Annotated in this window: 7 protein-coding genes and 1 pseudogene; 3 read left to right on the top strand and 5 right to left on the bottom strand. The window is 72.3% G+C overall.

What is annotated here, in order from left to right:
• Window positions 1-14: 14 nt before the first annotated feature.
• Complete coding sequence (locus LO772_RS23395; RefSeq protein WP_231773991.1) at window positions 15-1,991, top strand: dynamin family protein; 1,977 nt, start codon at window positions 15-17, stop codon at window positions 1,989-1,991.
• A gap of 9 nt (window positions 1,992-2,000) precedes the next feature.
• On the opposite strand, the gene hemW is transcribed toward LO772_RS23395, so the two are convergent.
• The 3 genes from hemW to lepA all read right to left on the bottom strand — a co-directional run bounded on the left by hemW (window position 2,001) and on the right by lepA (window position 7,312).
• Window positions 2,001-3,227, bottom strand: coding sequence for a radical SAM family heme chaperone HemW (gene hemW, locus LO772_RS23390; protein WP_231773990.1), 1,227 nt, complete (start codon window positions 3,225-3,227; stop codon window positions 2,001-2,003).
• A 48-nt stretch (window positions 3,228-3,275) separates the two neighbouring features.
• Window positions 3,276-5,141 (bottom strand): AMP-dependent synthetase/ligase, encoded by a 1,866-nt coding sequence (locus LO772_RS23385; RefSeq protein WP_231773989.1) that lies wholly within the window; start codon window positions 5,139-5,141, stop codon window positions 3,276-3,278.
• 311 nt (window positions 5,142-5,452) lie between these two features.
• A complete protein-coding gene (gene lepA / locus LO772_RS23380) occupies window positions 5,453-7,312 on the bottom strand; it encodes a translation elongation factor 4 (RefSeq protein WP_231773988.1) in 1,860 nt (619 codons plus the stop codon).
• Window positions 7,313-7,540: 228 nt separating this feature from the next.
• Here lepA and LO772_RS23375 point away from each other — a divergent pair, with 228 nt between their 5' ends.
• On the top strand, window positions 7,541-8,476 hold the full coding sequence (locus tag LO772_RS23375) for a phosphotransferase (RefSeq protein ID WP_231773987.1): 936 nt from the start codon (window positions 7,541-7,543) through the stop codon (window positions 8,474-8,476).
• Window positions 8,477-8,626: 150 nt separating this feature from the next.
• Window positions 8,627-8,893: a 30S ribosomal protein S20 gene (gene rpsT, locus LO772_RS23370; RefSeq protein WP_231773986.1), complete on the top strand. Its 267-nt coding sequence runs from the start codon at window positions 8,627-8,629 to the stop codon at window positions 8,891-8,893.
• 181 nt (window positions 8,894-9,074) lie between these two features.
• Here rpsT and holA read toward each other — a convergent pair whose 3' ends face one another.
• Together holA and LO772_RS23360 are read right to left on the bottom strand one after the other, a co-directional pair.
• Complete coding sequence (gene holA, locus LO772_RS23365; protein WP_231773985.1) at window positions 9,075-10,052, bottom strand: DNA polymerase III subunit delta; 978 nt, start codon at window positions 10,050-10,052, stop codon at window positions 9,075-9,077.
• A gap of 295 nt (window positions 10,053-10,347) precedes the next feature.
• Window positions 10,348-12,300, bottom strand: a pseudogene (locus LO772_RS23360) (ComEC/Rec2 family competence protein); the annotation flags it as partial.
• Window positions 12,301-12,504: the final 204 nt, after the last annotated feature.

Raw genomic sequence — 12,504 nt, 5'->3', positions numbered from 1 at the left:
AGGGAGGGAGAGCAGTGGAGCAGCACCGGGCGCAGGTCGGAGTCGGCGGCTACAGCGCGTGGCGGGCCCGTCAGGAGACCCTGGTCGAGCTGATCGACCGTCTGACGCCGATCATCTCGGGCCTGTCGATCGGCAGCGGCGTCAAGAAGCTGGCGTCGGTGCGGACGCGGGCGGCCTCCGAGGCGTTCAAGGTGATGATCGTCGGGGAGTTCAAGCGCGGCAAGAGCACCGTCATCAACGCGATGCTGGGCGACAAGGTGCTGCCGTCGTTCGCGCGGCCGTGCACCGCGATCATCAACGAGGTGATGTGGGCCGACCAGCGCTCGGCGCTGATCTACCCGTTGGAGCCGGACGGCAGCGCGGGCGACCCGATCCCCGTCGGGGTCGAGGAGATCGTCGACTACGTGACGATCGGCGCGGACGACGACAACACCCCGAACCCGTACCAGCGCGCGGTGGTCCGCTGGCCGCTCGAACTGTGCCGCAACGGCGTCGTCGTGGTGGACTCCCCCGGACTCAACGAGGCGCCCGAGCGGGAGCGGGTGACACTCGCGTACCTCGAACAGGCCGATGTGCTGGTCTTCGTGGTCGACTGCCAGGCGGCGATGTCGCGCAGCGAGCAGTTGTTCCTCGACGTGCACGTGAAGGCGCGTGGGCACGAGGACGTGTTCTACGTCGGCAACAAGATCAACCTCGTGGAGGAAGAGGAGCGCGAGGACGTCAAGCGGGAGATCCGCAAGCGCCTCGGCCCGTACGTCTCCCGCCCGGACCGGGTCTTCTTCGTCAACGCGCGGGCCGCCCTGAACGGCCGGCGCAAGGGCGAGCCCGACCTCGTGGGCGACTCCGGCATGCCGGAACTGGAGCGCACGCTGGAGGAGTTCCTGACGCGCGAGCGGGGACGGGCGAAGATCCTGTCGCCGGCCCGCGAGCTGAAGTACCTGCTGATCGAGGCGCGCGAGCAGATCGACCGCAAGGAGGCGCTGCTCACCCAGAGCGTCGAGGAACTGCGCGGTACGTACGAGCGCGTGCAGGTGCCGCTGACCCGCCTGGAGCAGAACCGCCGCGTCATCGTGGCGCAGATGGAGGGCCATCTGCGGGAGACGCGCGGCGAGGTGGAGGACGCGGGGCGCCGCTTCATGAACCGCGTGATCAGCCAGATCCCCGGCTGGGCGCGCGAGTACGACCCCGCCAACACGCTCGGCGCCAACCCGTTCAAGGCGCGCGCGAAGATGGAGGCGGCGGTCAAGGAGATCTCCGACCACCTGGCGGGACGCATCCAGATCGCGTTCGCCGAGTGGCAGGAGAAGGAGCTCAAGCCGCTCCTGACCCGCCGCGTCGAGGACCTGGAACGCTCGATCGACGACGACGTGACGCAGTTCGTCTCGCGGATCGACGAGATCCGCGCGTCGCTGACCCGCGACGACGCGGAGACGCAGCTGCTGAAGAGCCCCGACAAGGCGTCGGCACCGCTGGAGCGCCTGCTCGCCGACGCGGTGTCGTTCGTGCTGGACCCGGGCACGGCGCTGACCGGCGGGCGCTTCAGCCTGAAGACGATGCTGACGACGCTGCTGCCGCAGATCGCGGTCGGCGCGATCGCGGTGTTCGTCGGCCTCGGCCCGGTCGCGATCTTCGCGATGCTGCTGGGCGGCAACCTCTTCCGCGGCGCCCTTCAGCTCAACAAGGCGAATCAGCGCATGAAAGAGCAGGTCGCCGAACAGGTCGTCGAGGAGCTGCGCAACCGCTCCGACGCCGACGTGCAGAACCTCGGCGACGAGATCACCAGGCAGCTGCGCGCCATGCGCGACGCGGTGGCCCAGGGCCTGGACGCCGAGATCAAGAGCATCCGCGACGAGGTCGGCGAAGCCCTGCGTACCAAGGAGCAGGGCGAGGCCGACGCCCGGCAGACCGGCGCGGACCTGCGGCGCTACGCGGGTGAACTGAACCGCATCGACGAGCAGTTGGCGGACCTGATCATGGACGTGGCGCTGTAGCGCGGGCGGTCAGTCGACCAGATCGCGCACGACCGCGTCGGCCAGCAGGCGGCCCTTGAGGGTCAGGACGGCGTGCCGGGTGTCGAAGGCGGCCGGTTCCAGCAGCCCTTCGGCGACCGCGCGTTCGGCCGCGGCCAGGCCGTCCTCGCGCAGGAGCGACAGGGGGCACCCGTCCTTGAGGCGCAGCTCCAGGAGGATCCGCTCGACGCGGCGGTCCTCGTCGGTGAGCAGTTCGCGGGCCTGGGCTGGGGATTCCCCGGCGGCCAGGCGTTCGGCGTACGCCGACGGGTGTTTGACGTTCCACCAGCGCACGCCGCCGATGTGGCTGTGCGCGCCGGGGCCGGCGCCCCACCAGTCGGCGCCGGTCCAGTACAGCTCGTTGTGGTGGCAGCGGGCCTCGTACGAGGCGGCCCAGTTGCTCACCTCGTACCACCCGAGGCCGGCGGCGGTCAGGGTCGCGTCGGCCATCAGGTAGCGGTCGGCGAGCATGTCGTCGTCCGGGAGCGGTAGTTCGCCGCGGTTGATGCGGCCCGCGAGGCGGGTGCCCGGTTCGACGATCAGGGAGTACGCGGAAACGTGGTCCGGTGCGGCGGCCACGACCGCGTCCAGCGAGGCCTGCCAGTCCTCGTCGGTCTCCCCCGGCGTGCCGTAGATCAGGTCCAGGTTGACGTGGTCGAAGCCGGCGGCCCGGGCCTCGGCGACGCACTCCAGGGCACGGCCGGGGGTGTGCCGGCGGTCGAGGACGCGCAGGACGTGCGGGCGGTCGCTCTGCATGCCGAAGGACAGCCGTGTGAAGCCCGCCTCGCGCAGGTGGGCCAGGGAGCGGGGGTCGACGGACTCAGGGTTGGCCTCGGTGGTGATCTCGGCCTCGGATGCGAGGCCGAATTCGTCGCGGATCGCGGCGAGGACACGGCCCAGCTCGGCCGCCGGGAGGAGCGTCGGGGTGCCGCCGCCGAAGAAGACGGTGCGGACCGGCCGGTCGGCGTCGCCGAGGACGCGGCGGGCGAGGCGCACCTCGGCGATGGCGTCGTCCGCGTATCCGGCCCGGGACGCGCCGCCGCCGAGTTCGTCCGCGGTGTAGGTGTTGAAGTCGCAGTAGCCGCAGCGTGACGCGCAGTAGGGCACATGCACGTAGAAGCCGAACGGGCGCGCGGCGGCCTCGCCGCCGGCCAGGGCGGACGCGGGCAGCGACCCGTCGCGGGGCGCGGGCAGGCCGTCGGGGAGCGCGGAGGGCATCGGCCCAGTTTCCCCCACGGGTCGGGCCGCGCCCAAACCCGGGGGCGGCTACCGGGCGGCGCCGTCGTCGTACAGCGCGGCCAGCACGTCGGCGTACTCGCGCTCCACGACCGCGCGCTTGACCTTGAGGCTCGGGGTCAGCTCGCCGTTCTCGACGCTCAGGTCGCGCGGCAGGATCGCGAACCGCTTGATCGTCTGCCACCGCTGCAATCCGGTGTTCAGCTTCGCGACGTAGCCGTCGATCAGCGCCTTGACCTGCGGTGTCGCCACCAGCTCGGCGTACGGCAGCGCGGCCAGGCCGCCGCCGGCCCCGGCCGCCCACGCGTGCAGCGCGTCGGCGTCGAGGGTGATGAGCGCGGTGCAGTAGGTGCGGTTGTCGCCGTGCACGACGATGTTGCCGACGAACGGGCACAGGCCCTTGAAGCGGCCCTCGATGTCGGACGGCGCGACGTACTTGCCGTTGGACGTCTTGATGAGGTCTTTCTTGCGGTCGGTGATGCGCAGGGCACCGTGCGTGTCGATCTCGCCGATGTCGCCGGTGTGCAGCCAGCCGTCGGCGTCGAGCACGGCCGCGGTGGCCTCCGCGTCGTTGTGGTAGCCGGACATCACCGCGGGGCCGCGCACCAGCACCTCGCCGTCGTCCTCGGCGATCCTGATCTCGGTGCCGGGCAGCGGGAGGCCGACGGTGCCGAGGTGGTTGGCCCGGTAACGGTTGACGGTGCTGCCCGCGCTGGCCTCGGTCAGGCCGTATCCCTGGAGGACCGGGACCCCGATCGCCTCGAAGAACCCGGCGACCTCGTCGGAGAGCGCGGCGCTGCCGGATATGCAGCCCCTCATGCGCCCGCCGAACGGTTCGCGCAGTTTGGCGAGGACGAGCCTGTCGGCGAGCCGGTGGCGCAGCGTCAGCGCGGGGCTCGCGGTGCGCCCGCCCCGGGTGGCGTCGGCATACCGGCGGCCGACGCCGACCCCCCACGCGAACAGGCGTTGCCTCAGGGGGCTTTCGCGCCGTACGCGGGCGTGGATCGCGTTGTACACCTTCTCGAACACGCGCGGTGCGGCGGCCATGAAGGTGGGTTTCACGATGGGGAGGTTGCGGATGAGTTCGGTGTGCCGGCCGTCGACCGCGGTGGTGTAGCCGACGCGCAGCTGGCCGACGGTCATCACCTTGCCGTAGCAGTGCGCGAGCGGCAGCCACAGGTACTGGAGGTCGGTCGCGTCGCTGAGCCCCATCTGCTGCTGCGCCACCGCCTGGTACGCCCACGTGTCGTGGGTGAGCCGGACTCCCTTGGGGCGTCCGGTGGTTCCCGAGGTGTAGACGAGGGTGGCGAGCCGGTCGCGGGTGATTCCGCCGACCAGCCGCTCGACGAGACCGGGGTCCTCGGCCAGGACCGCGCGGCCGTCGGCCTCCAGCGTCGCCAGGGTCACGACCCAGTCGTCGTCGGCGGTGCCGTCGAAGGTGACGATCTTGCGTACCGCGCCGAGGTGTTCGCGCGCTCCGCGGAGCTTCGCGATCTGCCGGTCGTCCTCGGCGAAGACGATGGTGCTGCCGGAGTCGGCCAGGATGAACGCGGCCTCGTCGGCGTTGGTGGTCGGGTAGACGGTCGTCGTCGCGGCGCCCGCGCACGCGGTGCCGAAGTCCGCGAGGATCCACTCGACGCGCGTCTGCGCCACGATCGCGACGCGGTCCGTCGGGCGGACGCCGAGGGCGTGCAGCCCGGCGGCGATGGCCTTGACGCGCTCCGCGGCCTGGGCCCAGGTCAGCGATGCCCACTCCTCGCGCCCGTCGGGCAGGAGCGAGGGGAAACGATACGCCTCGGTGTCCGGCGTCGCCCGTACGCGCTCCAGGAAGTCGACCGCGAATGACTCGGAACGGTTCTCGATCGCGGTTGCCGTTTCGGTGCCTGTGTCGCTCACGACCGCCTCCGGACTCCGGGACTCGGGGGCCGTGCCGCCGCCCGCACCGACGACACGCCGGACCACGCGGACCGCTGCGGAGCACGGTGGTGTGTCCTCGGTCACGCTTGTTGATGGACCGTCAACGTAGCCCCACGGGGTGCGGCGCGGTAGAGGATGCGGGCGTTTGCCCGCCCGAAAGGCCCGTATGGCGGCAGGTCTGTGGCATGCCAACGGATGACGGGGTCCTTCCCGGGGCACGGCGTGCTGCCGGAGTACGCGTGAGGCGCCCGGCGCGGTCGTCCGCCGGGCGCCTCATACGTGCTCTCGGGTTACTTCTTCTTGTCCGCCGCGCCGTCGGAGTCGGTGGACAGGGCGGCGATGAACGCCTCCTGCGGCACCTCGACCCGGCCGACCATCTTCATGCGCTTCTTGCCTTCCTTCTGCTTCTCCAGCAGCTTGCGCTTGCGGGAGATGTCGCCGCCGTAGCACTTGGCCAGCACGTCCTTGCGGATCGCGCGGATGTTCTCCCGGGCGATCACGCGCGCCCCGACCGCCGCCTGGATCGGCACCTCGAACTGCTGACGCGGAATCAACTCGCGCAGCTTCTTGGTCATTTCGACGCCGTAGGTGTACGCCTTGTCCTTGTGCACGATCGCGCTGAACGCGTCGACGGCCTCGCCCTGCAGCAGGATGTCGACCTTGACGAGGCTGGAGACCTGTTCGCCCGTGGGCTCGTAGTCCAGTGACGCGTAGCCGCGCGTCTTCGACTTGAGCTGGTCGAAGAAGTCGAACACGATCTCGGCGAGCGGCAGCGTGTACCGCAGCTCGACGCGGTCCTCGGACAGGTAGTCCATACCGAGCAGGCTGCCGCGCCGGGCCTGGCACAGCTCCATGATCGCGCCGATGTACTCGCTGGGCGCGAGGATCGTCGAGCGTACGACCGGCTCGTGCACCTCGGCGATCTTGCCGCCGGGGAACTCGCTCGGGTTGGTGACCGTGTGCTCGGTGGCGTCCTCCATCACGACGCGGTAGACCACGCTGGGCGCGGTCGAGATCAGGTCGAGCCCGAACTCGCGTTCCAGCCGCTCGCGGATGATCTCCAGGTGCAGCAGGCCGAGGAACCCGCAGCGGAACCCGAAGCCGAGCGCCGCGGACGTCTCCGGCTCGTAGACCAGGGCCGCGTCGTTGAGCTGCAGCTTGTCGAGCGCGTCGCGCAGCTCGGGGTAGTCCGAGCCGTCGAGCGGATACAGCCCCGAGAACACCATCGGACGCGGGTCCTTGTAGCCGCCGAGCGGTTCCTCCGCGCCTTTGTGCTGCGACGTGATGGTGTCACCGACGCGGGACTGCCGTACGTCCTTCACCCCGGTGATGATGTAGCCCACCTCACCGACGCCCAGGCCGTCGGCCGGCTTGGCCTCGGGCGAGATGACCCCGATCTCCAGCAGCTCGTGGGTGGCGCCGGTCGACATCATCCGGATGCGCTCGCGCTTGGTGAGGTTGCCGTCGACGACACGGACGTACGTCACGACGCCGCGGTACGAGTCGTACACCGAGTCGAAGATCATGGCCCGCGCCGGGGCGTCCTTGACGCCGATCGGCGGCGGCACCAGGCGCACGCACTCGTTCAGCAGCTCGGGGACGCCCTCGCCGGTCTTACCGCTGACCCGCAGCACGTCGTCGGGCTCGCAGCCGATGATGTGCGCCAGCTCCTCGGCGTACTTCTCCGGCTGGGCGGCCGGCAGGTCGATCTTGTTGAGCACCGGGATGATCTGGAGGTCGTTCTCCAGCGCGAGGTAGAGGTTCGCCAGCGTCTGGGCCTCGATGCCTTGTGCGGCGTCGACCAGCAGGATCGCTCCCTCGCACGCGGCGAGCGACCGGGAGACCTCGTACGTGAAGTCGACGTGCCCGGGGGTGTCGATCATGTTGAGGATGTGCACGCGGCCGTCGCCGGCGGCCCACGGCAGGCGCACCGCCTGGGACTTGATGGTGATGCCGCGCTCACGCTCGATGTCCATGCGGTCGAGGTACTGGGCGCGCATCTGCCGCGCCTCGACGACTCCGGTGATCTGGAGCATCCGGTCGGCGAGCGTGGACTTGCCGTGGTCGATGTGGGCGATGATGCAGAAGTTGCGGATCAGCGCCGGGTCGGTACGGCTGGGCTCCGGCACGTTCACGGGGGTCGCGGGCACGCAGGCTTCCAGGTTCTCAGGGCTCGGTGGACAGGGCGTGTGGTCGAGCGGTGCGGTCGGGCGGTGCTGTGCTGTTGCTCTCGTCGTGCTGTGCTGTGCTGTGCTTGTGCGGTCGAGCAGTGTGGTCGAGCGGGTGGTGCGGCGGCCGGACGGCGGTCTCGGCACCCGCGGACGGCCCCGGGCACGAGTCGGCGCACGGCGGCGACCGCGGTAGACCATCATCGTCCCATGCGCGTGGACTACTGGTCTCTTCCGCCCGAACCGCACGCCGCCGTCACCGCCCACTTCGGCACCGGCATCGCCGCCGCCGCGACGCGCTCGGGCGGCCAGAGCGGCGGTACGGCGGCCCGGCTGACACTCGCCGACGGCCGCACGGTGTTCCTCAAGGGCTGCCCCACCGACCACCCGATCCTCACGCAGTACGAGGTGGAGGGCTGGTTCGGGCGCAAGGTCCGCCCGCTGCTCGACGACGGCACGGCCGCGCCCTTCCCCGCACCGCGGCTGCTGGCCGAGCTGCGGACCGGCGGCTGGTACGTACTGCTCTTCGAGAACGTCGACGGCCACGACGCCGACATCGGCGACCCCGCCGACCTGGCGGCGTGCCTGGCGCTGTGCGACCGGCTCGCGGCGACCGCCTATCCCGACGCGATCGCCCACCGGATACCGCCGGTGTCCGTCTCGCTCGGCCACCTCGCCTCCGGATGGCGGCGGGTCGCCGCCGACCCGCCGCCCGGCCTGGACCCGTGGGCCCGCGACCACCTGCCCGAGCTGTGCGCCCTCGAACGCGGCTGGGCCGAGGCCGCCGCGGGGGACACGATGGCGCACACCGACCTCCACACCGGCAACGTCCTCGTCACATCGGGCGACCCGACCGGGCAGGCCGTCGACTGGACCCGGCCGTCCACCGGCGCCGCCTGGGTCGATCCCCTGCTCTTCTGCCTCCGCGACCCCGCGATCTCCCGCGCCGCGGCGCTCCCCGCCTGGTTCCGCGACCGCCACGACGTCCCCGCCCCCGTCCTCCGCGCGTTCCTGGCCGGCGCCTCCGGCCACTGGACCGACGCCGCCCGCCTCCCTTCCCCCGCGTACGCACCGCACCTGCGCGCCTACGAACACCACCGCGCCACCGCGTCGCTGTCCTGGCTCCGGCGCGAACTGGACCGCTGACCCCCGAGCGGACGCCGCTTTGGGGCGTTCTTCCCGCACTGGTAGCCTGTCCCACTGCGTGTGCCACTTGTCTCAGCCACGCAAGTCAACGTTCCACGAGGGCCCTCTCCCCTACGGGAACAAACCGTCCGAACGACGAGGCTGTTTTCCGTGGCTAACATCAAGTCCCAGATCAAGCGGATCAAGACGAACGAGAAGGCCCGCCAGCGCAACAAGGCGGTCAAGTCGTCGCTCAAGACCGCGGTGCGCAAGACCCGCGAGGCCGTCGCGGCCGGTGACCTCCAGAAGGCCGCCGAGCTCAACCGCGAAGCCGCCCGCAAGCTCGACAAGGCCGTGAGCAAGGGCGTCATCCACAAGAACCAGGCCGCCAACAAGAAGTCGGCCCTGGCCCGGCACGTCGCCACGCTCGAGGCCTGAGCCTCCGGCCGATCCTCGGCCCACGCACGTTCCCGAAGGCGCCACCCCACCAGGGGCGGCGCCTTCGGCGCTTCTCCGGTCACGGTCGGCGTGCGTCGTCCCGTGCCGGTGACGTTCCCGCGGGCGGACGCCCTCTTGTCCGCGGCGGTCCCGCGTGCGCGCCGGTCGGAGCGCCGGAACGTCAGCGGCCCCGGACGGTCGCGACGGTGACCACAGCCTTTTCCAGGGCGTACGCGGGGTCGGTGCCACCGCCCTTGACGGCGGCGTCCGCGTCGGCCACCGCGCGCAGGGCCGCGACGATGCCCTCCGGGGTCCAGCCGCGCATCTGCTGGCGGACGCGGTCGATCTTCCAGGGGGGCATGCCCAGTTCGCGGGCGAGGTCTCCCGGGCGGGCGCCGCGGGGGGCGCCGCCCAGGCGGGCGATGTTGCGGACGCCCTGGGCCAGGGCGCTGGTGACCAGGACCGGGGCGACGCCCACGGACAGCGCCCAGCGCAGTTGTTCGAGGGCGTCGGCGGCGCGGCCCTCGACGGCCTTGTCGGCGACGTCGAAGCTCGTGGCCTCGGCCCGGCCCGTGTAGTAGCGGGCGACCGTCTCCTCGTCCACGACGCCTTCGGTGTCCGCCGCCAACTGGCCGCACGCCGCCGCGAGTTCGCGCAGGTCGTTGCCCACCGCATCGACGAGGGCGCGGGCGGCCTCCTCGGTGACCGAACGACCCGCCGTACGAAACTCGGTCTTGACCAGCGCGACGCGCTCGCCGGCCTTTGACACCTTGGGGCAGGCGACCTCCCGGGCGCCGGCCTTGCGCACCGCGTCCAGCAGCGCCTTGCCCTTGGGGCCGCCGAGGTGGGTCAGCACCAGCACGACCTCGTCGGCCGGGGCGCCGAGGTAGCCCTTGACCTCGGCGACCAGGTCCGCCCCGAGGTCCTGCGCGGCACGGAGCACGATCACCTTGCGCTCGCCGAACAACGACGGGCTGGCCAGTTCGGTCAGCATGCCCGGTTGGAGGGTGCCGGGGGCGAGGTCGCGGATGTCGGTGTCCGGGTCCACCGCGCGGGCGGCCCGGGTGACCGCGGACACCGCGCGATCCACGAGCAGTTCCTCCGGGCCGACCACGAGGGTCACCGGGGCGAGCGGGTCGTCTGCAGCTTTCCTGGCCATCCCGCACAGCATGGCACGGTCCGGCGACAACGCGGTCCCGGCCCCGGCCGCTCGCCGACAGGTCGGCCGCGGACCCGGCCACCGCGATCGCGCCGTCCCGGTCGGTACGCATCACGCGCGTTCCCAGCGCGCCGAGCAGGAGGATCGTCGACCGCGCCGGGTGCCCGTACGGGTTGTCCCGGCCGACGGAGATCGACGCCAGGCGCGGGCGCAGGCCGCGCAGCAGGACCGGGTCCTGGCGGGCGGAACCGTGGTGCGGGACTTTCAGGACGTCGACGCGCGTACCGGAAAGCTCGGTGCGCAACACGCGCTGCGCGTCGGGTTCCAGGTCACCGGTGAGCAGGAAGCGCACGCCCGACAGGTCGGCGAGCACGGTGAGACTGGCGTTGTTGGCCACCGAACCGGACTGCCGGAGCGCGGCCCGCGGGTCGCGGGGACCCACGATCCGCCAGCGCGCCCGGCCGTCTTTCGTGGCGCGTTGCTCGCCGTAGCGGGCCGAGCGCACCGGGACTCCGGCGGCCTCGGCCCAGTGCCGGACGCGCACGGCCTCGCCCTGCGGTTCTTGGAGCGCGGCGGTTTCGATCGCGCCGACAGCGCGTCCGTGGAGAACCCCCGGCAGCCCTTCGACATGATCGGCGTGGAAGTGGCTGAGGATGACCAGCGGGACGCGGTCGACCCCGAGTTCGCGCAGGCAGCGGTCGACCGCGCCCGGGTCCGGGCCGGCGTCGACCACGACTCCGGTGCCGTGGCCGGTGTTGAGGACGAGGGCGTCGCCCTGGCCCACGTCGCACATCACGGCGAGCCAGTCGGGAGGCGGCCAGCCGGTCAGCGGGCGGGTGAGCGACGGCGGGCGCATCAGCGCCACCGCGAGCACGACGGCCAGCGCCGGAAACACGAGAGGACGCCGGAACGCGGCCCGCACCAGCGGCAGGCACGCCGCGGTGAGCAACGCGAGCGCGACGCCGCCGAACCATCCGCCCGGCCAGGCGACGGTGGCGCCGGGCATCTTCGCCCCGGTGCGCGCGACCGCGATGATCCACGCGATCGGGAGCGCCGCGAGGTGGGCGAGCGGCACGGCGCCCGGCAGCCACAGCGACGCCACGAGCAGGGCGAGGAAGCCGAGCACGGTGGCGGGGGCCACGGCGAGTTCGGCGAGCAGGTTGCAGGGGACGGCGACCAGGCTGACGCGCTGGGCAAAGGTGGCGATGACCGGTCCGCACACCGCTTGAGCGGCACACGGCACCGCGATCGCGATCGCGAGCCCGCGGGGCCACCCGCGGCGTACCAGCGCTTCCGCCCAGTGCGGGGCCAGCAGCAGAAGCGCGCCGGTGGCAAGGACGGACAGGATGAAGCCGAGGCTCCGCGCGAGATGCGGGGCGAACAGGACCAGGACGAGGGCCGTCGCGGCGAGTGCGGACGGACCGTGCCTGCGGCGTCCGAAGAAGAGCGCGCCGAGCGTGACGACCCCCATGAGCGCGGCCCGCAACACGCTCGGCTCGGGGCGGGCCAGGATCACGAAGCCGAGCACCGCCACCGCCCCCGCGACGGGCAGCGCGCGGCCTCGGACTCCCGCGTACCGCAGGACCAGCAGCGCGGCGCCCAGCAGGATCGTCACATTCGTACCGCTGACCGCCAGCAGGTGCGTCAGCTCCGTCGCCCTGAAGTCCTCGACCAGGTCCGGCGGCAGGCGACTCGTGTCCCCGACGACCAGGCCGGGCAGGAGGCCGCGCGGCCCGGGAGGCAGGCCGGCGCACGCGTCGCGCAGGCGGGCCCGGAGGTGCCCGGCCCACCGCTGGTACGCGGACGCGTCGCCGACCACGTGCGGCGGCGACTCGGTGACGAGCAACGCGGCGATCGTGCCATCGCGCCTGGCCGGGACGACCAGGCGCCCGGTCGCCTCGATCCGGGTGGAGGGCAACAGCCGCGCCCACGCCGCCGAATCGGGCCCCGACGCGAGGACCAGCACGGAGGTGTGCAGCCGTCGCGCGGGGGCCGGGGGCGCCGAACTCACGCGTTTCAGCACGTCGATGCGTACCGGCACGCGAACGGACCCGCCGCCCAGGGTGGTTCCGCGCACCTTCGGGGCGACCGGGTTCGGGTCGCCGGTGACGGTGATCCGGACGGTGACGGTCGCGCCCTGTGCGGCCAACCCCGGGATCGGTCCGGAGCGGCCCGCCTGGGCCGTCGCGGACACGGCTCCCGCCGCACCGCAGATCAGCGCTACCGCACAGGTCGTGCGCGCGATCATCCGGCGGTGCGGTGGTGCCGGGGACACTTGACCCGCCGCGCTCGACCGCCGCCGCGGCGACCACGCCGTCCACGCCGTCCACGCCGTCCACGCCGTCCACGCCCCGCGACGCCCTCGCCGACCGACCAGCACGGCAGCCGCGGCGACGCATCCCCCGGCGAACGTCCAGGCCAGTGCGGGCCGCATCCCGGGCGCGAACCACGC

Origin of the sequence: Yinghuangia sp. ASG 101 (assembly GCF_021165735.1) — a bacterium.
Classification (GTDB): Bacteria; Actinomycetota; Actinomycetes; order Streptomycetales; family Streptomycetaceae; genus Yinghuangia.
Note: the sequence above shows the minus strand (reverse complement) of the source record. Positions and strands in the feature narration are given on the sequence as shown.